Origin of the sequence: Pseudooceanicola spongiae (assembly GCF_014899185.1) — a bacterium.
GTDB lineage: Bacteria > Pseudomonadota > Alphaproteobacteria > Rhodobacterales > Rhodobacteraceae > Pseudooceanicola > Pseudooceanicola spongiae.
Genome location: NZ_CP045201.1, coordinates 1,690,148 through 1,709,423, shown reverse-complemented (window position 1 = coordinate 1,709,423; position 19,276 = coordinate 1,690,148). Strand labels below are relative to the sequence as shown.

21 protein-coding genes and 1 tRNA gene are annotated in these 19,276 nt (G+C 61.8%); 13 read left to right on the top strand and 9 right to left on the bottom strand.

Annotation, left to right across the window (positions count from 1 at the left end; genetic code table 11):
- Nucleotides 1-3 precede the first annotated feature (3 nt).
- Nucleotides 4-1,137, bottom strand: a complete 1,134-nt coding sequence (locus F3W81_RS08120) for a polysaccharide biosynthesis/export family protein (RefSeq protein WP_226941910.1) — start codon at nt 1,135-1,137, stop codon at nt 4-6.
- Nucleotides 1,138-1,230: 93 nt separating this feature from the next.
- Nucleotides 1,231-2,523, bottom strand: coding sequence for a capsule biosynthesis protein (locus F3W81_RS08115; RefSeq protein WP_193083101.1), 1,293 nt, complete (start codon nt 2,521-2,523; stop codon nt 1,231-1,233).
- A 153-nt stretch (nt 2,524-2,676) separates the two neighbouring features.
- On the opposite strand from F3W81_RS08115, the gene F3W81_RS08110 reads away from it, so the two are divergent.
- The 5 genes from F3W81_RS08110 to nusB all read left to right on the top strand — a co-directional run bounded on the left by F3W81_RS08110 (nt 2,677) and on the right by nusB (nt 6,174).
- Complete coding sequence (locus F3W81_RS08110; RefSeq protein ID WP_193083100.1) at nt 2,677-3,267, top strand: riboflavin synthase; 591 nt, start codon at nt 2,677-2,679, stop codon at nt 3,265-3,267.
- Between the two features lie 2 nt (nt 3,268-3,269).
- Nucleotides 3,270-3,848 (top strand): hypothetical protein, encoded by a 579-nt coding sequence (locus tag F3W81_RS08105; protein WP_193083099.1) that lies wholly within the window; start codon nt 3,270-3,272, stop codon nt 3,846-3,848.
- A gap of 123 nt (nt 3,849-3,971) precedes the next feature.
- On the top strand, nt 3,972-5,105 hold the full coding sequence (ribB, locus tag F3W81_RS08100) for a 3,4-dihydroxy-2-butanone-4-phosphate synthase (RefSeq protein WP_193083098.1): 1,134 nt from the start codon (nt 3,972-3,974) through the stop codon (nt 5,103-5,105).
- A gap of 3 nt (nt 5,106-5,108) precedes the next feature.
- On the top strand, nt 5,109-5,651 hold the full coding sequence (locus F3W81_RS08095) for a 6,7-dimethyl-8-ribityllumazine synthase (RefSeq protein ID WP_193083097.1): 543 nt from the start codon (nt 5,109-5,111) through the stop codon (nt 5,649-5,651).
- Between the two features lie 25 nt (nt 5,652-5,676).
- A complete protein-coding gene (gene nusB / locus F3W81_RS08090) occupies nt 5,677-6,174 on the top strand; it encodes a transcription antitermination factor NusB (protein ID WP_193083096.1) in 498 nt (165 codons plus the stop codon).
- Nucleotides 6,175-6,654: 480 nt separating this feature from the next.
- On the opposite strand, the gene F3W81_RS08085 is transcribed toward nusB, so the two are convergent.
- Entirely contained in the window at nt 6,655-7,479 is an 825-nt protein-coding gene (locus tag F3W81_RS08085; protein WP_193083095.1) for a COG3904 family protein, read from the bottom strand.
- The gene (locus F3W81_RS08080) at nt 7,476-8,675 is read right to left on the bottom strand and encodes a hypothetical protein (RefSeq protein WP_193083715.1); all 1,200 of its coding nucleotides are present in this window, start codon (nt 8,673-8,675) and stop codon (nt 7,476-7,478) included. Before F3W81_RS08080 ends, F3W81_RS08085 begins: the two co-directional genes overlap by 4 nt.
- 199 nt (nt 8,676-8,874) lie before the next feature.
- Between F3W81_RS08080 and F3W81_RS08075 the strand changes: the two genes are divergently transcribed.
- Entirely contained in the window at nt 8,875-9,330 is a 456-nt protein-coding gene (locus F3W81_RS08075) for an MmcB family DNA repair protein (RefSeq protein WP_193083094.1), read from the top strand.
- 49 nt (nt 9,331-9,379) lie between these two features.
- Here F3W81_RS08075 and F3W81_RS08070 read toward each other — a convergent pair whose 3' ends face one another.
- Nucleotides 9,380-9,580, bottom strand: coding sequence for a DUF6324 family protein (locus F3W81_RS08070; RefSeq protein WP_193083093.1), 201 nt, complete (start codon nt 9,578-9,580; stop codon nt 9,380-9,382).
- A 260-nt stretch (nt 9,581-9,840) separates the two neighbouring features.
- Here F3W81_RS08070 and F3W81_RS08065 point away from each other — a divergent pair.
- Nucleotides 9,841-9,917: transfer RNA gene (locus tag F3W81_RS08065), tRNA-His, on the top strand.
- Between the two features lie 475 nt (nt 9,918-10,392).
- Here the strand turns inward: F3W81_RS08065 and F3W81_RS08060 are convergent.
- Entirely contained in the window at nt 10,393-10,845 is a 453-nt protein-coding gene (locus tag F3W81_RS08060) for a hypothetical protein (RefSeq protein WP_193083092.1), read from the bottom strand.
- Between the two features lie 148 nt (nt 10,846-10,993).
- On the opposite strand from F3W81_RS08060, the gene F3W81_RS08055 reads away from it, so the two are divergent.
- Both F3W81_RS08055 and F3W81_RS20825 read left to right on the top strand, forming a co-directional pair.
- Nucleotides 10,994-11,677 carry a phage portal protein gene (locus F3W81_RS08055; protein WP_264298898.1) on the top strand — a complete coding sequence of 228 codons (684 nt, stop codon included), beginning with the start codon at nt 10,994-10,996 and terminating at the stop codon, nt 11,675-11,677.
- Nucleotides 11,569-12,384, top strand: a complete 816-nt coding sequence (locus F3W81_RS20825; protein WP_226941967.1) for a S49 family peptidase — start codon at nt 11,569-11,571, stop codon at nt 12,382-12,384. The genes F3W81_RS08055 and F3W81_RS20825 overlap by 109 nt, the downstream gene beginning before the upstream one ends.
- A gap of 97 nt (nt 12,385-12,481) precedes the next feature.
- On the opposite strand, the gene F3W81_RS08050 is transcribed toward F3W81_RS20825, so the two are convergent.
- Entirely contained in the window at nt 12,482-12,874 is a 393-nt protein-coding gene (locus F3W81_RS08050) for a hypothetical protein (RefSeq protein ID WP_193083091.1), read from the bottom strand.
- A gap of 141 nt (nt 12,875-13,015) precedes the next feature.
- Here F3W81_RS08050 and F3W81_RS08045 point away from each other — a divergent pair, with 141 nt between their 5' ends.
- Complete coding sequence (locus F3W81_RS08045; RefSeq protein ID WP_193083090.1) at nt 13,016-13,195, top strand: hypothetical protein; 180 nt, start codon at nt 13,016-13,018, stop codon at nt 13,193-13,195.
- 980 nt (nt 13,196-14,175) lie between these two features.
- Here F3W81_RS08045 and F3W81_RS08040 read toward each other — a convergent pair.
- Together F3W81_RS08040 and F3W81_RS08035 are read right to left on the bottom strand one after the other, a co-directional pair.
- On the bottom strand, nt 14,176-14,772 hold the full coding sequence (locus F3W81_RS08040; protein ID WP_193083089.1) for a flavin reductase family protein: 597 nt from the start codon (nt 14,770-14,772) through the stop codon (nt 14,176-14,178).
- Nucleotides 14,773-14,837: 65 nt separating this feature from the next.
- Entirely contained in the window at nt 14,838-15,494 is a 657-nt protein-coding gene (locus F3W81_RS08035) for a GntR family transcriptional regulator (protein ID WP_264298897.1), read from the bottom strand.
- 198 nt (nt 15,495-15,692) lie between these two features.
- On the opposite strand from F3W81_RS08035, the gene F3W81_RS08030 reads away from it, so the two are divergent.
- The 3 genes from F3W81_RS08030 to F3W81_RS08020 are packed head-to-tail and all read left to right on the top strand — an operon-like array spanning nt 15,693 to nt 19,274.
- The gene (locus tag F3W81_RS08030; protein WP_193083087.1) at nt 15,693-17,264 is read left to right on the top strand and encodes an ABC transporter substrate-binding protein; all 1,572 of its coding nucleotides are present in this window, start codon (nt 15,693-15,695) and stop codon (nt 17,262-17,264) included.
- 54 nt (nt 17,265-17,318) lie between these two features.
- The gene (locus F3W81_RS08025) at nt 17,319-18,311 is read left to right on the top strand and encodes an ABC transporter permease (RefSeq protein ID WP_193083086.1); all 993 of its coding nucleotides are present in this window, start codon (nt 17,319-17,321) and stop codon (nt 18,309-18,311) included.
- Between the two features lie 39 nt (nt 18,312-18,350).
- The gene (locus tag F3W81_RS08020; RefSeq protein ID WP_226941966.1) at nt 18,351-19,274 is read left to right on the top strand and encodes an ABC transporter permease; all 924 of its coding nucleotides are present in this window, start codon (nt 18,351-18,353) and stop codon (nt 19,272-19,274) included.
- Nucleotides 19,275-19,276: the final 2 nt, after the last annotated feature.

Sequence of the window (19,276 nt, the reverse complement as noted above, 5' to 3'; positions counted from 1 at the left end):
GTTCTACTGACCGAGGTCGGACAGTCTGTTCACCGTGCTAAGCGATCCTGTGAGGGCCGCAATCGTCTTGTCCCACTGGGTAAACGGCGCTTCTGTGACATAGAGCAGGTCTTCGTCACGGATCTGGAAGTCGCGTGCGAGGAACATGCCATTCGGTTGCGTCAGATCCATCACATAGACCATGCGCTGTGTCCCGGTGAGACCGGGCGTGCCGAGAACCTGAGAGGCTATTCCAGCGGATTCATTGCGAAAAACAAAGACGCCGGTGGGGTCGGCGGCATTGGAGCGCAATCCCCCGGCCTGGGCAATCGCCTCGATCCCCGACAGGGACGGGGTGTCGAACTTGATCACCGACTGGCTGCCGGTCGCACCCATGACGGTAAAGGCGCGGCTGTCTTCCTCGATCAGGATGCGGTCGCCATTGCGCAGGGCGATGTCGTAGCGGGGATTGCTGAAGATGTCCTGAAACCAGATTTTTGAGCGCATATTGCCACGGATCACCGTGACCTGTGCGACCTCTGGCTTGATGCCGATCCCGCCAGCGGCCGCGATCATCGCCGACAGAGTGCGAGTCGGGCGGGTGATCGAATAAACCCCCTGACCCGAAATCGAGCCCATCAGCGTCACGCTGGCGCCATTGCTCGCTTCGCGCCGCACCTCGACCTGAGGATCGGGGGTCTGATCGGCCAGCTTGTCGGTGATGATCCGGCGGATCGCTTCTGGTGTGTTGCCGGCAGCCAGCACGCGGCCTGCATAGGGCACAAAGATATAGCCGTCGCCATCCACCTGCACCGCGTCGAGTTGCGTATAGTTGAGGCCCTGTTTCGACAGCAGCCCGTCGTCGACGTTCTCCCAGATCGTCAGGCTGAGAGTGTCGCCGGCGCGGATGGTGTCGGACCCGAGCAGAGCCGCATCGCGAAACCCGGCGGAAAAGCCAAGTGCGGGGACGACAGAGGTGGCGCGAATGACCCGTTCACTCATAGCGACCACATGCGCGTTGCCGTTGCGTTCAACCGAACCGGCATAGATCTCACGTTTGCTGGGGCCGACACGTGGCAGGATCGCACAGGCAGAGGCGGCCGTGATCGCCCCTGATAACGCCGCAACCTTCACCCAGCGGAACGTGTTGTTTTTCACTGCCCTGTCTCCCCCGCCCAGACCATTTAGGCGCATTTTTGGAAAACGCTACACAAGCAGAGGTTTAAAAGCCAGCCTTCGCTGAGCCTTGCGTTAGTGGACGATTCGCAACTGTTGCCTCGGTGCCGCGGTGCCGGATTTCAGCGCATCATAGGGGTCGTCTGCGGATAGCATCATGTCGACCACCTGGCGCAACAACTGGCGGCGTGCGCGCCCGGCATAAAACCCTCCGGCGATCTGGCTGGTTTCAAGCAGAAAGCGTCGGAAGTCCTGATATGCTCGGCGATCCGGGCGCTGCGCCCCGGCAAAGAAATCCTCCAGCGTCTGGGTCGAGACAAACTCCGGCTTGGCGTAAACCGCTGCCCCGAAAGTCTTGAGGGGGATGCCGCGATAGAGGACCTGCTGGCCACTTGTCGAATTCACCGTCACCGCGCTGCGGGTGTCCGCCAGCAGCTGCGCGAGCTTGCCGCCGCGCAGATAGTGCACGCGACCCTGCAACCCAAGGGCGCGGGCCATACGCCGAATGTCATGACGCACAGCGACCCTGCCATCCTCCAGCGGGTGCGCCTTGATCACCAGATGATGATGGCGTGGCGCACCAGCTGCAAACCCGCGCATTACCACCTCGATGAATTCGGACATGCTGGCAAAGGGCGAATGCGCGCGGAATGAACTGTCATGTTCCAGCTGCAACAACGCAAGATGATAGGGAAATCCGCCGCGCCGGATCCGCAGCGAGGCGATCCGCCGCTCCAGCGCGCTGAGCGGCATCTTCAGCAGGCGGCGCATATACAGTTTGAATTCGGCCGTTACGGGCAGGTCGCGATGCGGGCTGAAGTGGCGGTAGGGCCGGTTCCGGAACATCACGAACCAATGATACAGCGCACCATAAAAGACATGCTCGCGCAGATCTCCCCAGCGTGCCGGGGGCAGGGGAGCGTCCATATCCGACAGTTCCAGCATCTGGCGCATCGCGTCTACGGACATCTCCATCAGGCGGGAATTGCCGTTCGACCCTCCGCGCTCATAGGTGACCCAATAGGGCCGCATATAGCCTTCCTCGAACACATGCACGCCGAGGCCCCGGGCGCGGGCACAGGTGACGGCCTCAGCGTGGATCTGGCGGGTGTCCCCATAAAGCACGATATCGGTGATCTTTTTGTCGACGAGGATGGCGTCACAGGCCTTGGCCCACTCCTCGACACGGTCACGATAGGGCAGGTAGCTGTCGCGATGTGGCCAGAACGCGCTGTCGCCAGCATTGAAACCCACGCGCCAGACCTCGGCCCCCGCCAGCCGCAGCATGCGCGCCAGCTGGTGAAAGAAAGGGCCGTGCGGCCCCTGCAGGAACAGGAAAACCCGTTGCTCCGTTCGGGTATCGCTCATCCATCTGTCCTCGTGATTGCGCGCCATACTTGCGCGCAAGGTCATGCGTCTGACTGAAATATGACCTATCCTATCCTGATATAAGGTAAAGCCCGCTTGCGGGGCCCCGGTCTTGGCGCTAGGCCGTTGGGGATATTTCAAGCGAGGCACATCATGTTCACTGGAATCGTCACCGACATTGGCACAATCCGCGCACTGGAAAAACGCGGCGATCTCAAGGCCCGGATCGGGTGTTCCTACGACATGGACGGCGTGGATCTGGGCGCGTCGATCGCCTGTAATGGTGTATGCCTCACGGTTGTTGAAATGGGGGACGACTGGTTCGACGTCGATATCAGCGCCGAGACCCTGTCGAAATCCAACCTCGACGCCTGGACCGACGGGGCCCGTGTCAACCTGGAACGGCCCTTGAAGATCGGGGACGAACTTGGTGGCCATATCGTCTCCGGCCATGTCGATGGCGTGGCCGAGCTGATTTCGCTGACCGATGAAGGCGATAGCACCCGCGCCCTGTTCCGCGCGCCGCAGGAGCTGGCCAAGTTCATCGCCCCCAAGGGGTCTGTTGCGCTGAACGGCACTTCGCTGACGGTGAACGAGGTGCAGGGCAATATCTTCGGCATCAACATGATCCCGCACACCAAAGCCGTGACGATCTGGGGCGATGCGGCAGTGGGCGATCTGATCAACCTCGAAGTCGACACGATGGCGCGCTATGTGGCCCGCCTGCAAGAGGCCTCGTCCTGACCTTGCCGTTCGAGAGCAACGACTGGCTGCGCAAAGCCGGGCACAACCAAGGGCCAAGTGTCGAGGCAGGACGCACGGCGCGCATCCATGCCTGGAAACGGGTCCTTGAGGAGCGCGCTGATGCAGAGCTCGCGCCCGAGATCATCCGCCGTCGCGTCAAGCGGGCGCGCGAACTGGGGCTGTCCTACAAGACCTATGCATCAATCCGGCTCAGTGCTGGGCGCGACATTGGCGGATTTTTGTTTTCCTCCAACGCCCTTGGTGTGTTCGCATCGCGTGGTGCGGCGTCCGAGGCGGTGCAGCAGCGTCTGAACAGCCTGCGTGAGGTCCGTCGCATCGGGCTTGCCGTGCCGCCGCTCACGCCAGAGGCGCTGCTTGCGGCGGTGCCCATGCTCGACGCCGTCTTTGCCGCGCCTGCGCCCTACGCTGGCAATGCAGACACGCGCATGGCGCTGGCCCGGGCGCAGGGCAATGCGCCTGCCTCGTCTCTGGTCGCGATCACGGCCCTGCCGCGCGAGGATGAATGGCTGATGGCTGGTCGTCTTGGCGGCGTGCTGCGCGGCGAAACTTACTTCGACTGAACCGGGGCGGGTCGCGCGCAACGCACCATCGCACACCAATTGTCCATATCCGCACGTTGTGCCAGACTAGCGTTCTCTACCCACCTGCGCTATCTGCGGACGGCGTCAAGAAGGAAGCCACAGATGTCCGAAAGCGCCAGCTACGAAAATGCCGGTCCCGTCGAAGAAAGCTGGTCCGATGCGATCAGCTCGGTCGAGGAAATCATCGAGGATGCCCGCAATGGTCGGATGTTCATCCTTGTCGATCACGAGAGCCGTGAGAACGAAGGCGATCTGGTCATTCCCGCTCAGATGGCCACGCCCGAGGCAATCAACTTCATGGCGACCCACGGGCGCGGGCTGATCTGTCTGTCCCTGACCGGTGAACGCGTCGATCAGCTGGGGCTGCCACTGATGGCCTCGCAGAACTCCTCTCGCCACGAGACGAACTTTACCGTTTCGATCGAGGCCCGTGAAGGCGTTTCGACCGGGATTTCGGCCCATGATCGTGCCCGCACGGTGGCCGTCGCCATCGACTCCGGCAAAGGCGCCAAGGATATCGCAACCCCCGGTCATGTCTTTCCTCTGCGCGCCCGTGAAGGTGGCGTTCTGGTGCGTGCAGGCCATACAGAAGCTGCAGTGGACGTGTCGCGCCTGGCGGGCCTGAACCCTTCGGGCGTGATCTGCGAGATCATGAACGAAGACGGCACCATGTCCCGCCTGCCCGAGCTGATCGCCTTTGCACAGCGCCACGGCCTCAAGATCGGCACGATTTCGGATCTGATCGCCTATCGCCGCCGCTACGACAACCTTGTCCGCGTCGAGAGCGAACAACAGATCGAGTCGGAATTCGGTGGCACATGGACGCTGAAGATCTACGTCGATGAAACCCAGGGCGCTGAGCATATCGTGTTGATCAAGGGCGATATCTCCGGTGATGAACCGGTGATGGTGCGCATGCACGCCCTCGACCCGCTGCAGGATGTCATCGGCTCCGGTCCTGCCGGCCGAGCCGATGAATTCCGCGATGCCATGCAGATGGTGGGCGAGGCTGGGCGCGGTGTGGTCGTGCTGCTGCGCGATCTGCACATGAAGCTGGCCACGGCAGGGGGCGGCGTGTCGCCGCACACGCTGCGCCAATATGGCCTCGGGGCGCAGATCCTCACCTCGCTCGGGCTGTCCAAGCTGGTACTGCTGACCAATTCGCCACAACCCAATGTCGTCGGACTTGAGGCCTATGGCCTTGAAATCACCGGCACCCAACGGATCGGAGGCTGAACCATGGCCGCTGCTGAACAACACTACTCCATGCCCCGCGGCACGGTGGACAAGCCGACCAAGGTTCTGATTGTCGTCGCGCCCTACTACCGTGACATCGCAGATCAGCTGATTGCCGGGGCCGAGGCAGAGATTGCCGCCTGGGGCGCTACGCATGAGCTGATCGAGGTGCCCGGCGCGCTGGAGGTTCCGACCGCCGTGGCCATGGCCGAACGGATGTCGAACTATGATGCCTATGTCGCGCTCGGCTGTGTGATCCGGGGCGAGACGACGCATTATGACACCGTGTGCAACGACAGCTCGCGCGGGTTGACGTTGCTCGGATTGCAGGGGCTTTGCATCGGCAATGGCATCCTGACGGTCGAGACGCGGCAGCAGGCTGAGGTGCGTGCAAACACCAAAGATCAGAACAAGGGCGGCGGCGCGGCTGCTGCGGCCTTGCATCTCCTCGCGCTTTCGCGCAAATGGGGCGCTCCGAAAAGCGGCGTCGGGTTCCGGCCCGCAACCGAGGAATTTCGTCTCGCCGGTGGAGAAACCTCCGTCTGAGGCACCTGACCCGATAGGCCCACCGATGACCGACGACACCCAGATCCCGCAGCCTGCTGCACCCTCCGGCAACCAGAAGCGCAAGATGCGTTCTGCATCGCGTCTTTACGCGGTGCAGGCGCTGTTCCAGATGGAGGCGTCGGGGCAAACCGTTGACAAGGTGATTGCTGAATTTCAGGAATATCGCTTTGGCGCGGTCTATGAAGGCGACGAGATGGCAGACGGCGATTTCGAGCTGTTTCGCAAGACGATGCGAGACGCGGTGAACTGGCAGGCCAAGATTGACCAGATGACTGATCGCGCGCTTGTTGCCAAATGGCCGATCGCTCGCATCGACCCGACCCTGCGTGGCCTGTTCCGCGCTGCAGGTGCCGAGATGATTGAGGGCGAGGCGCCGCCGAAGGTCGTCATCGTCGAATATGTAGACGTCGCCAAGGCCTTCTTTCCCGAGACGAAAGAGCCAAAGTTCGTCAATGGTGTGCTTGACCACATGGCGCGCGAGGCCAAGCCAGACGCCTTCTGATCGGGGCTATCGGCAATGTTCAGGGCTCTGCTGAAAAGCGGGGCCTTTTTGCATATGATGGCTTGGAACGCATGCCATGGGTATGCGGGCATGTCTGCGCCTCAGGGCGCGAAGATCTTCGGTGGAAAAGTGGCGGGCCCGCAACGCAACCGTTTGGTTAGTGCATTCCCGAGGACCTGATGATCAGGTGGGCGCCAGATAACCGGACCAGGGCCCGGACAGAGCCAGCTCCCTCGGATTTGCTTAAGGCCACCGGAATGTAACCGTTCACGAGAAGGGCAGCACCCGCCACTGCATCAGTTAGGCCTTCGCAGGGGGTGCGGCAAGGGGGAGCCTTGGCAATTTGTACGATTTCGGCCGCTGCACACTGTCTTGATGATGCAGAGCGTCTGGTGGGCGTGGCAGGGGGCGCTGCCCCCGTCGCGCGGTGCGCGACTTCCCCCGAAGTATTTTGGGCAAGATGACAGGGAGAAAAGCGCCTCAGAAAGCGGCCATAGGGGCCGTCAGAAGGGCATATTGGGTCAGTTCTGAGGGCTCGAGCAGATAGATCTGGTTTGGCGGGGTGACGAGCGCATGTGTCATCAGCATCGTGTCGACTCCCATGTCGTCCAGAAATTGCATCACCTGCCCTTGGCCGCGCTGGACGTCCGAGACCGCGGTGAAGGCGGGGAGCAGGGTATTCTCTCCGAAATAATGTTGATGAACGCCGATTCTTGCCCCTGGTTCGGCCAGCCTCTGTGTGCCTGCGGCCAGCAAGTAGGGGCAGGCGGAGAGGCAGATGTCGCTACTGCGCAGGCCTGTGTTCAGGCCGAGCTCTCGCAAATGGCGGCCGAGGCGCAGGGCGTCGCCGACCGAACCACCGGGGGAGTTCAGCAGGATCCGGGTGGGGATGGGCTGCGCAGGGATTGCTGTATCCCCGGGGGGCAGGGACTCCGCTTCGATCTGGCGGATAATGCGGTCGGCGTCACCAGCCGCGATGGTTCCCGTGAGGCGCCAGTCTTTGCCGTCGCGGCGCAGCATCAGCCGGTCCGGCATCGGGCCCGAGGGCGCGGTATCCGGCCCGGCGGGTTGGGTCGCGGGCAGGTCGCGCGGATCGAAGCGGCGTGTTTGGTCCCCTGGGGAGGTCGGCATCTGGAAGGCCGGGGCCTTGGGGGTGCGGCCCGGCAGGGTCAGCCCTTCACCGAGGTCGCCGATGAACAGCAGCGCACAGAGGCCGAGCTGGAAGATCAGCACGCCGGCCATGATGCGGGAGACCGGCGCTTTGCGCTTCGGTGCGAGCTCAGGTGCTGGCGTCGCGTCGCTCATGGCGCTTTCCCACGCCCTTCGCCAAGGGCGGCATCAACATCGCGGGCGGCTACAAGCGCGGCGCGCAGTTCGGCGATGGTCATGCGGTCTTCGATCGGGGCGCTTTCACGGCCAGATCTTATGGCGGCCTGCGTGACCGCAAGAATCAACACCAAAACTGCAGGCAGCAGGTCGATCGCGATGGCCCCGGCCCAGCTAGGAATGAAGTTGCCTGCGTAGCGGATCACGGCATCGGCTGCGGATATCGGTGTATAGGTGACCTCGGGGGCTGGGGTCATCGACAGCACCTCCGTGGCGGCCTGTTCCAGCGTCGTGGCACGTTGTTGCAATACCCCCAGCACCGAGGTGATGGTCGCGCCCTGTGCGCCGCGTGTGGCCTCGTCTGCGCCGTCAAGTTCCGGCAGCACGACCGAGGCTGCCAGATCCTGTGCGGCCCGTGCGACCAGAGGCGCGACCGAAAGTTGACGCAGCTGGGCGATGATGCCCGCCAGTTCGACAGCCTGTTCCGAGAAGTCGACCGAGCGGGCCTCGACCGGCCCTGGCTCCACCGTCAGAGCGCGCATCCGGCTGAGCAGCACGTTGCCCTCGGCGAAGGCCGCATCCACCATCGGGCCCTGTGCCGCGATCTGGGATTGCAATGCTGCGAGTTCTTCGGATTTCTGGCGCAAAACGCGGAACACGGCTCCACGCCCGGCAAAGCCCGACAGCCCGCCCGAGGCCTCCTGTTCCGACAGATCCGCGAAGCTCTGCTGGGTGCGCGAGACGTCGCGCTCAAGGGCCTGAGCCGAGAGGGCAACCTCGTGTGCGCGCTCCAGCGACACCTGATAGTCCTGCACGGTTTCAGCGAGATGCTGTTCCACCGCTGCGCCGCCAGCCAGGGCCGCCGCGTTCAGCCAGGACGACATTGCGATGATAGCGAGTGAGCCGAGGCCCATGGCCCCGAGCAACCCTGCGCGAGAGCGCGCCGTGCGCATCGCCGGAAAAAGGCGCATCATGTAGGACCAGAAGACGAAGATGCCGGTGGACACGGCCACCGCATAGGCAATCGCGGCAAACGCCAGCATCGCGCCTTCGCCATCCAGCAGCGAGCTGACACCGAGATAGGTGTATATCCCCGAGGCCACAGACAGCACGCCCAGAGCGGCCCCTGTGAAGGTCTCAAGGTAGGCAAGGTGCCCCTCCAGCTCACGCGCCATGCGGGCGCCGCGATCTGTGTTGGTCGGGGGCGTCGCCTCTTTCAGGCTCGGCAGCGCGGCGTCTCCGCGGGGCGTGTCATCGTCGGTCAAGGGCTTCTCCTGAAGGGGCGTGCCGGGGGCAGTCCTGAACAGATAGGCGTGATCCGGTGCAACACCACAGGGGCTTGCACTTGTTCCCTAAATGTTCAAGAATTATGCCATGCCAGTCACGACTCTTGTTCCCGACCCCTCCGCGCCACAACCAGGCCAGCTTTTGGCACGTGGAGTGTGCCGCCTGCTTGCCACCCACGATTTCGCCTGTCTTGAGGAGTTTGTGCCCGAGCGTGGCAAGCGTGTCGATGTCATGGCCGTCGGGCCGAAAGGCGCGCTCTGGGTGGTGGAGTGCAAATCAAGCCGGGCCGATTTCATGTCGGATTCGAAATGGCAGGGCTATCTTGACTGGTGTGACGGGTTCTTCTGGGCCGTAGATGCCGATTTTCCGCTGGAGCTATTGCCACAGGAGACTGGTCTGATCATTGCAGACGCCTATGGGGGCGAAATCCTGCGGATGCCGCAGGAGCAGAAACTGGCCGGAGCGCGGCGGGCCGCGATGACGCGCAAGTTTGCGCGGGACGCGGCGCGCCGGCTTCAGAGTTTTCGCGATCCGCGTTTATGATCTGTGCCGAGTCGCAGCTCAAGGTGCCGCGAAGGCGCACATCTCAGACTCAACGGCGCTTTTTCTTGCTGACTGCTGCGGCGGCCTGCGCAGCGGCGCGTAGCTCTTCCGCAATTTCCATCGCCTCTTCAGGTTCGAAATCCATCGGGATCTCGGTGCTGCCGGCCTCAATGAAAAGGCGGACCATGCCCGAATCGGTAGGGCCGATTTGCAGATTCGCTTCGATGTCGCGTTCAGTGTCGATGCCCATGGCGGTTCTCCAGAAATAACCAGCGTTCGCTACAAGGTAGCACACCCGTTTGCAAGGGAAAGCGCGGGGACCGGACCTCGCCCGCACGACAGTTTATCACAGATTTCAGGGCGCGGTATCAGCTCGCATTCGCCCAAGGAAATAAAGCCATAGGGGCGGGCTGCACACCAAGGCATGAAAAACTCTTTGCAGTACCATGACATTTCCCTCTTTCTGCCTCTTGCAATCACCGCCCGGCATCGGTAATTGAGCCACCAAGTGCCGCCTTAGCTCAGTTGGTTAGAGCGCTGGATTGTGGATCCAGAGGTCCCCCGTTCAAGCCGGGGAGGCGGTACCATAAAATCAAATACTTAGCATATAAATCAGTTGAGACAAAATCGCTTGTTGATACAGAGTTGTGACGAAGCTTTCAGCGCGCGTTCCGCAGCTGAACCACGCTGGCGATATTTTTCTATCGATTCCTGACGTACCTGTCGGTTGTGGATACGTTTTGATGTCCAGCTGCATCGCGCAAAATCATCGGATCGAGGCCAAGAGATCCCGCCTCGCTCAAGCCTCCCGCACGCGTGTCCATCATCTTGACGTACTCCGGCACCCCTGCAGCCCGACGGCACCGGATGAAGGCTTGGGTCCAGCCGTCGCGCGTGTAGGGTATATCCATTCTCTCTCCGACGATGACCGGTCCGAGACGCCCGCCATTGGCGAGGATTTTCAAACACGCGCGAAGTTCTGTGGCTTAGGTCATATCGAACCGCATCGACTCGGGCATCGAGCTGCTGGTCTTCGAGATCGTCTCCCTGAAACCCATCAGGTCATCTTCGAATATGTCCCACGGCAATCCATCCTGCCACCGCTCGAAGCGGATAGGCAGGTGCTTCTCGCACAATGCCGCCATCATCTGGCTTGCACTCGAGCCATTGACCTCGCACGTCAACGGCGCGCAGGCAAAAGACCCATTGGAACCGCAGGCCTGTGGCAAAGGCGAACAGCGCCTGGTAGACAATTGCGCGGATCTGTTCTCTGGTTGGTGCGGTAGTCTTCTTAGGCGGTGACTGGATCCGAATACCGGCGAGGATGCCGGCCACCTTGATGCTTGCATCGTCCTCGATCAGACGCCCATAGTTCGCGACGATGCGCATGTGCGTAAAGATCTTCTTCACATGGGCGAGGGAGCGTCCATGATCAATCATCCCGTCGCGTAGGTCGCAGAGAAAAGCGTAATTCGTCCAGGCAACATGCGTGGCGCCAAATCCTTTGTCCAGCATCGACAGTTAGATCAGATAGCCTTCTCGGGTGTTGGCTTTCACGCTGTGGATGGGAGAGTGCCGATCAGTCCCGTAGCGGTTCATTAGCCATGCCCAAGTGCCAACGTCGTGGGATTCTACGCTGCGCGATCACGCGGCGAATTACCTGTTGAACGTCGAGGCCGCGCCGGGCGTCACCGCGATGCTGACCCGGTTCAATCTGGCCTATGCCTTCGCCCTGCGCGGCACCGGCTACGCCTATGCGCCGCGCGATGGCGCGGGCGAGCTGACGATGATCGACGGCATCCACCCCGATCTCTGCACGGTGCTGCGCAACGGGCGGGCACGGTTCTATGACTTCGAGGATGGCGACCGCATTCAGCGCCGGGTGCCGGGCCGCGCCATGGTCCACATGCGCTACATGGCCGAGGATGGCTGGACGGGCCGCAGCCCGATCTCAGTCGCGGCAGAGAGCTTCGGCATCGCTTTGGCGGGGCAGGAAGCGGCGGCGCGCGCGGCCTCGGGCACCTTCATGATAGCCGTGGCCAAGGTCAGCGCCTTTGACGCGGATGAAGAGACCTATCAGCGCTCCAAGGTCCGGCTGCGCGAGGCGCTGAGGAATGAAAACAGCCTCGGCGGCGTGACCCTGATCGGCCCGGATGACGACATCAAGAACCTCGATCTCTCGGCGGCGGCATCATGGCGCTGCATGAGGCCTCGGCGCAGCCCTTGCTGGCGCAGCCGATGCCGCAACCGATGGCTGGTGATCCCGTCCAGATGGCGGGACCGCAGGCCCTCGAGCGCTTTACCATTGAGCGCGGCGTCGCCGTTGTGCCGGTGCGCGGCGTGCTGACGGCCAACTCTATGACGCTGGAGCGCTGGATGGGCTGGGCGACCTATCAGGGCCTGACCGAAACCTGCGCCGAGCTGGCCTCGGACGAGGCCGTCGCCGCCATTGTCCTGGAGTTCGACACGCCGGGCGGGATGGTCCTTGGCTGCGCTGGTGCGGCGGCCGCGATTGCCGAGCTTGGCCAGATCAAGCCGGTGCATGCGCTTGTACATCCGCTGGCGGCGAGTGCCGGCTATTGGCTGGCCAGTCAGGCCCGCGAGATCACGGTCGCGCCCGGCGCCTCGCTCGGTAGCATCGGCGCCGGAGTGATGACGGGTGCTTATGTGCAGCCGGGGCAGGGCTCTGGCCTGCAGCTCTTTGAGTTCACCTCGCCACACGCCCGCGCCAAGTGGCCCGACCCCTCGACGGAAGAGGGCCGCACCGAGATCCTGCGCAGCCTTGGCGAGGCGGAAGCGCGGTTCCATGTCGCTGCTGCTGCCGGGCGCGGCACGACGCCAGAGGATCTGCGCAGCCGCGCCAGCGTCACCGAGGATGTGCGCGACGGCGGGGCGCTGTTCGACGGCGCCGAGGCGGTCAAGCGCGCGCTGGCCGATCGCGAGGAAAGCCGCATGGCATTTTATACGCGCATCCTTGGGGCGTACACGCCTGCGCCGCTCAAGACGGCGGGGCGCAGGCCGCGCTCGCGCGGGCGGACTATTAATCCGTCTTGAAATTTGATCGCGCTCCTTAAGGAGCTGACTAAGAAGCGAGAGTTCATTCGAATATAGGCTGTACAGTGTTAGGCTGAACGGCGTGCAGTCGTAATGATCATTGCCGTCGGAGGATGGCTTCGATGGCTCGGCCTGCGAAGTTCGGGGCGTCGATGTCCAGCGTTCTTGCTATCCGGCAAAGAGCCTCGATATCACATTCTACTCGTTTGTCTGCTATCAAGGCATCCAGCCAGTGAGGGTCGATTTGCGCCTGATGCGCAAGCGAGGCTAGTTCCATGGCGCGCCTAGAACAGAGGTTTGCAATCTTTTCACTGAGAGATGTTTCGTTCAATGCCGTACCAGCAGCGTCATTCGCTTCGGCGGCCGCTTGTTCCACTGTAAGGGGTGGGACAAAGCCACGTCGCCGGCTCAACCAGGTCTCAGCAACATCTGCACTCACCTGCGCTGGCTTGCCCTCCGTCTTTATACCATCAGCGCTCAGCTGTTTCACCAATGCCAACCAGCAAGGAGAGCTCACGGATCGTCAGAGCCCCGGAATCCTTCATGGTCAGGGCACGGGCGAGCAGGGCGCAAGCACACCGCTCCTTCGCTAGCGCAGAACCCCGCGCACCAGAGGTTTGAAGTCGGCTTCATGGCGCTGGCGCTCGCCGCGAACCGGGGAGACCTGACGCGCGCCGTGGCGCAGCTGGAGCGCGACGGCCACTCTGGCATCGGCGCGGCGCTGAACAGCACCAGCGAAAGCGCGGGTGGTGTTTTCCGTGCCCGGTCTTGGTCAAGATCGCCACCTTCCTTGTCGGAAGGTGGCACGTAAGTGATTGTATAGCTTGGCTTGCGATATTTAACGGTCGGCTTCCAATATGACTAACCGCCGGACTTGCACGCGCCAGGTGCTTAAAGCGGGTCAGACCTATCATGCAGGGTATTCTTGTAGAGCCTCGAAATTCGACCCTTTCTGATTTGTGGGTTCTGGCACCTTTTCGGTATCTGTTACGCGTCACCGCCTTTAGGCCCATGCGCGTACCTCAGCATTTATAGGAAGGCGAAGGATAAGGGACTGCATTGAAAGCGACTCGGCCTAGAGGTTTCGCTTTCTCTCTAAGAGAAGCCCCGAATGTTTCGTCGGTCCATTTGGTCCCGTACAGTGCAGCCTCAAGCTACATAGGGCGGTCGGCCCAAGCATTGGTCGTGACGTAAAAAGTCTTTCCAAGCATCCTACAACGTCCCGGGCCGCGTGTTGTGCTCCAGACCATCACCCAAGTCATCTGCTTTACTGTGTTTCTCGCGAACATATCGAGGCGGTCTGTTTCTATATGTTCGCGCATGCACGGCCTGATCCCGTGAGGGGACTCTGATTTGGCCTGTCCATGTGTAGTTTAGCCGGCAGTTAAGTGGAGGCCTTGTGCCTTTCGCCGGCTTGTGACCTCTCACACATCCAAGCATGCGTTGTCAGGCAGCAGGTGTTGGGGCTGGTAGATCAGCTTCAGGCACATGAGTTGACGGATGCGCTTATCGCTCATGGTCAGGCATTCGTTTGGCGGTTGCCATGCTATCCAACACACTACGGACGGAGGGCTGCCAAAGAAGCGCGTCTTCAGAAACTGAACATCAATCGACCGCGCATCACCGCTACGATCTGCTCCGTCTCACCTCTATGGAGGGCAGGAAAACGACGGCTGCGGGATCGAAAGTAGCGCCCATTGCGGTGTGTCCAGCTTTTCACGGATAGGCTGCAACGTGCCGATGGCGCCATAGCTCGTTTCGGGGCAACCACATCCGCGAGAAATATTCCTCTCAGGTTACGTCAAATGTCCTCCCACGTTTCAAAACGTCATCGGACGATGGGGTTGGCAGGTCGAAATAGTCCAGTGTCCCCGCATATCCGTTCCCACCCATGCGTCCAATTGCATCAAGTCGCGCGTGGTCAGAATAGTAGGTCGCAGGGTCTAGGACATCTTCACGGACATGCCCCATGACAATCCGCCCCAATATGATCTCGCGTGCTGAACTGATCTCGATACCGAGGTAGCGTTCGCACTCAAAGGATACTGGCGCCTCGGCGATACGCGGGCAGGCGACCTTGACGCCGGGAATCGCGGTGAGGCCAGCCATCTCCAACTCGTCCACCTCGGGCGCGAAACCCGCCGCGGTGACGGCCATCGCCTCGACATTGGCGCGGTCGACGATGTTGACGGTAAAACACTCCGTCATTCGTATGTTGTAGGCGGTGTCCTTGAAGGTGCGATCAGGCCTGTTTTCCACACCGAGCGCCAGAATGGGCGGATCGGCGGACAGGCAGTTGAAGAAGGAATAGGGCGCGGCATTGACCACACCGTCGGGCGAAATCGTCGTCACCCAGGCTATAGGGCGAGGCACGATGGTGCCGATCATGACCTTGTAAGCCTCGCGGGGGGACAGGTCTGCGAAGTTGAGTTGGTGGTGGCTCCCAGAGGTTTTCACTGCGCCAGCTCCTTGCCATAATGAGACAGGATCGCACTGATACTGTCAGGTTTCGGTGAGAGTTCGGCCCGCCCTGCGACTGCGCCAAGATGATGTCCCATGATATGCATCGCGCGATCCTTGTCGCCTTCCCGGATTGCCTCGATGATCTGGGAATGCTCGTCGACCGCGCAGTCACTGGAATGGCTGCGGGCATACATCGACATGATCAGAGAGCAACGCAATACGACTTCGCTGACATAGCGGGCCAGAACTTCGTTTCCGGTCAAGGCCGCGAGCAGGACATGGAATTCACCCGCCAGCCGGATCGAGACGGGACCATCCTTGCCCTTGGCGCCCTGTTCCAGACGAACGTGCGCGTTTAGCTGATCGTATCCACTTTCAGGCATCCGGTCACACAAAATGCGGATCACTTCATGCTCAAGGCAGCGGCGCACCTCGAAAATTTGCTGCGCTTCCTCGCGTGAAGGTTCTGCGACGAAGGCGCCACGGTTACGGCGGGTGATCACAAGCCCCTCGTTCTCAAGGCGCACAAGTGCATGGCGCACGATGGTCCGACTCACCCCGAACTGCTCGCCCACTGTGTCTTCGGGCAGGCGCATTCCGGGCTTTAAAGCCTGCTCGATAATGGCTTTGCGCAGCAAATCATGCACCGCGTTGGTCAGGGTGTTCTTGCTCTCACTCATGTCACTCAATGCCCATCAATTCTGCATCTCTCCTATCGCATACAAATTTTTTCGTCAATTGGATACAATTTACTTGCCTGAAGGTATCCACTTAGGCATCACCTAGATATCGTATCCAATCTTGACGATTCTGAAATACAATCTTCACAGACAGGGACCAACTACATGCAACTTCGACACCTTCTGCTTGCGACGGCCGCACTGGTGGGCCTCGCCGGCGGCGCGCAGGCCGAAAACGTGCTGAAATGGGGCGCCAACCGCGATATCGGCTCGCTTGACCCCTATTCCTATGGTGACAGCTTCACGATCAACGTGCTGAACCACGTCTACGAGGGGCTGGTGCGCTACGACCGCGACCTCAAGATCGAGCCCGCGCTGGCGACGAGCTGGGAAATCCTTGCGGACGGGATCACCTGGCGCTTTCACCTGCGCGAAGGCGTGACCTTTCACGATGGCGCGCCTTTTACCGCAGATGATGTCGTCGCCTCGCTGACCCGCGTCAGCGATGATGCCTCGCCGCTGAAAGGCAACTTGCCGGCCTATGTCAGTTCAGCGGTGGTCGATGACCACACCGTCGACATCACTCTGAACGGCACCTATCCTCTGCTGTTGAACGACCTGACAAATATCCACATTTTCGACAAGGAATGGATGGTCGCACATGACGCTCTGAAGCCGACCGATATTGGCGCGGGCACCGAGGGTTATGCCACCTACAACGCCAACGGCACGGGCCCCTTTATCGTGGAAAGCCGCCAGCCCGACGCCAAGACCGTTTTTGTCGTCAATCCGACCTGGTGGGACACCCCTCAGCACAATATCGATCGGATCGAGCTGACCCCGGTGACCTCGGCCGCCACTCGCGTTGCCGCGCTGCTGTCGGATGAGATCAACTTTACCAACGACGCGCCCGTGCAGGATCTGCCGCGCCTTGCCGCCGCGCCGAACGTTCAGGTGCTGGAAGGTGTCGATCTGCGCACCGTCATGATCGGCTTTCCCTTCCGCGACACGCTGACCACCGGGCAGCCGAACCCCTTCACCGATCTGAAGGTGCGCGAGGCGCTGTACAAGGCCATCAATCTGGACCTGATCCAGCAGAAGGTGATGCGCGGCAAATCCCGCACCGCGGGTGCCACCGTCGCGCCGGAAATCCCCGGCTATGCGCCCGAACTCGACGCTCTGCCCGGCTTTGACCCCGACGCCGCAAAACAGCTGCTGACCGACGCCGGTGTCCCAGAGGGGCTGGAGTTCGAGTTCAATTGCCTCTCCGACGGGCTGGTGAACGAAGAACAGTTCTGTCAGGCGATTGCCTCGATGTGGAGCCGTATCGGCTTGAAACCGAAGCTCGACGTCGGCCCGCGCGCGGTGCAGACGCCCAAGCGCACCAATGGCAAGACCGACCTTTATACGCTGGGTTGGGCCACCCTGCCGATGCTGGACGCCTATTCGCCGCTGCTGCAGATCTTCCACACCAAGGAAGGCAACTCCGGCGTGTTCAACTGGGGCGGCTGGTCCTTCCCCGAGCTTGACCAGATGATCGATGCGGCGGGCAGCGAGATGGATGTCGACACCCGCCTGGCACTGGAAACCAAGGCGCTGCAGGTCGTCAAGGATCAGGTCATCATGATCCCGCTGCACCAGCAGCCGATGGCCTGGGCCGTGACCAATAACGTCACCGATCTGCCGCTGTTCCCCGACAACAAACCGCGCCTGTGGTTTGCCCAGATGGCCGACTGACCTGCTGCCGGGTCCCGCAACGGGCCCGGCCCACCCTCCAGAACGGAGCCTGCCATGATCGCCTTCCTCATCAAGCGCGCAGCCAATGCGGCCTTCGTGATGCTTGCCGTTGCCCTGCTCGCCTTCCTGATCTTCCGCTTCTTCGGCGACCCGGTCGAGATGATGGTGAATGAGCAGGCCACCCAGTCCGACCGCGCCGAACTGCGCGAACGCCTCGGGCTGAACGACAGCTTTGTCACCCAGTACACCCGCTTTGTCGGCAATGCGGTGCAGGGCGATTTCGGCATGTCCTACCGCAATCAACAGGACGTGATGGTGCTGATAAAAGAGCGTTTTCCCGCCACGTTCGAGCTGGTTCTGGTGGCCACCATCCTGTCGCTGATCATCGGCATCCCGCTGGGGGTGATCACGGCAGTGCACCGCGAATCGAAACTGGCGAACCTGCTACAACTCGGTTCCATCGTTGGAGTCTCTCTGCCCAGCTTCGTCGTCGGGATCATGCTGATCCTCGCCTTTTCGGTCTCGCTCGGTTGGCTGCCCGCCTTCGGGCGCGGCGATACGGTGCAGATCGGCTGGTGGTCGACGGGGCTGCTGACGCCCTCGGGGCGGCGCGCGCTGGTGCTGCCGGCCATCTCGCTCTCGACCTTCCAGATCACGCTGGTGATGCGGCTGGTGCGGGCGGAAATGCTGGAAACGCTGCGTGCCGACTACATCAAGTTCGCCCGGGCGCGCGGCATTCCCACCGACCGCGTTCAGTGGCGCCACGCCCTGCGCAACTGCCTGATGCCGGTGATCACCCTGACGGGGATGCAGATCGGCAACCTGATCGCCTTCGCGCTGGTGACCGAGACGGTCTTTCAGTGGCCCGGAATGGGGCTGCTGTTCATCCAGGCGGTGACCTTCGTCGATATCCCCGTGATGGCCGCCTACCTGATGCTGGTGTCCTTCATCTTCGTCGCCCTGAACACCCTCGTCGACATCACCTACGCCTGGGTCGATCCGCGCCTGCGCGATGACGCTGCCCGCGCCGGTGGCGCCAATGGCTGACCCGGAGAGCCCTATGGAAACCGTCCTGACCACCCCCTGATCCCCGTCAAACCCAGCCGCCTGAAACGCCTGCGCGACAGTGACCTGTGGTATTCCTTCCGGGCGCATCCTTCGGCCATCTTCGCCGCGGTGCTGCTGGCGCTGATCGCGCTAAGCGCGCTGTTCGCCCCGCTGATCACGCCGCAGAACCCCTATGATCTGGCGGCGCTGGAGCTGTGGAACTCCGAAATCCCGCCGATCTGGAATGCCGATGGCCAGTGGCCCTATCTGCTCGGCACCGATACGCAGGGGCGCGATATTCTCTCGGCGATCCTCTATGGCTCGCGGATTTCGCTGATCATCGGCTTTGCTTCGGTGCTGCTGGCGCTCAGCGTCGGGCTGACGCTGGGGCTTATCGCGGGCTATGTCGGCGGCTGGGTCGATAACGTGATCATGCGGATCGGCGACGTGCTGCTCTCGATGCCCTTCATCCTGATCGCGATCCTGATCACCGCCATGGCGACCGCGTCGCTGCCGAGCGGGCTGAAGGATGTCCTCGCCGCGCCGATCCTGATCTTCGCCATCGCGGTGCCGTCCTGGGTGCAATACGCCCGCACCGTGCGCGCCTCCGCGATGGTCGAGGCGAAGAAGGAATATGTGCAGGCCGCGCGCCTGATCCGGGTGAAGGCCTGGCGCATCATGCTGCACCACATCCTGCCGAACTGCCTGACGCCGATCATGGTCGCGGCCACGCTGAACTTCGGCCTCGCGATCCTGTCGGAGGCAACGCTGTCCTTCCTCGGCGTCGGCATGCCGCCCGATCAGCCCAGCCTTGGCACGCTGATCCGGATCGGCAATCAATACCTCTTCTCCGGGCTCTGGTGGATCGTCGTCTTCCCCTCGATCCAGCTGTGCCTGATCGTCCTGTCGGTCAACATGATCGGCGACTGGCTGCGCGATGCGCTGAACCCGAAACTACGGTGAAT

What these genes read in the sequence shown, in the direction of transcription:
- F3W81_RS08115 (WP_193083101.1), bottom strand. Translation starts at nt 2,523, where the DNA reads ATGAGCGATACCCGAACGGAGCAACGGGTTTTCCTGTTCCTGCAGGGG.
- F3W81_RS08110 (WP_193083100.1), top strand. Translation starts at nt 2,677, where the DNA reads ATGTTCACTGGAATCGTCACCGACATTGGCACAATCCGCGCACTGGAA.
- ribB (WP_193083098.1), top strand. Translation starts at nt 3,972, where the DNA reads ATGTCCGAAAGCGCCAGCTACGAAAATGCCGGTCCCGTCGAAGAAAGC.
- F3W81_RS08095 (WP_193083097.1), top strand. Translation starts at nt 5,109, where the DNA reads ATGGCCGCTGCTGAACAACACTACTCCATGCCCCGCGGCACGGTGGAC.
- nusB (WP_193083096.1), top strand. Translation starts at nt 5,677, where the DNA reads ATGACCGACGACACCCAGATCCCGCAGCCTGCTGCACCCTCCGGCAAC.
- F3W81_RS08085 (WP_193083095.1), bottom strand. Translation starts at nt 7,479, where the DNA reads ATGAGCGACGCGACGCCAGCACCTGAGCTCGCACCGAAGCGCAAAGCG.
- F3W81_RS08080 (WP_193083715.1), bottom strand. Translation starts at nt 8,675, where the DNA reads ATGGCGCGTGAGCTGGAGGGGCACCTTGCCTACCTTGAGACCTTCACA.
- F3W81_RS08075 (WP_193083094.1), top strand. Translation starts at nt 8,875, where the DNA reads ATGCCAGTCACGACTCTTGTTCCCGACCCCTCCGCGCCACAACCAGGC.
- F3W81_RS08070 (WP_193083093.1), bottom strand. Translation starts at nt 9,580, where the DNA reads ATGGGCATCGACACTGAACGCGACATCGAAGCGAATCTGCAAATCGGC.
- F3W81_RS08060 (WP_193083092.1), bottom strand. Translation starts at nt 10,845, where the DNA reads ATGCTGGACAAAGGATTTGGCGCCACGCATGTTGCCTGGACGAATTAC.
- F3W81_RS20825 (WP_226941967.1), top strand. Translation starts at nt 11,569, where the DNA reads ATGCCGCAACCGATGGCTGGTGATCCCGTCCAGATGGCGGGACCGCAG.
- F3W81_RS08045 (WP_193083090.1), top strand. Translation starts at nt 13,016, where the DNA reads ATGGCGCTGGCGCTCGCCGCGAACCGGGGAGACCTGACGCGCGCCGTG.
- F3W81_RS08040 (WP_193083089.1), bottom strand. Translation starts at nt 14,772, where the DNA reads ATGATCGGCACCATCGTGCCTCGCCCTATAGCCTGGGTGACGACGATT.
- F3W81_RS08030 (WP_193083087.1), top strand. Translation starts at nt 15,693, where the DNA reads ATGCAACTTCGACACCTTCTGCTTGCGACGGCCGCACTGGTGGGCCTC.
- F3W81_RS08025 (WP_193083086.1), top strand. Translation starts at nt 17,319, where the DNA reads ATGATCGCCTTCCTCATCAAGCGCGCAGCCAATGCGGCCTTCGTGATG.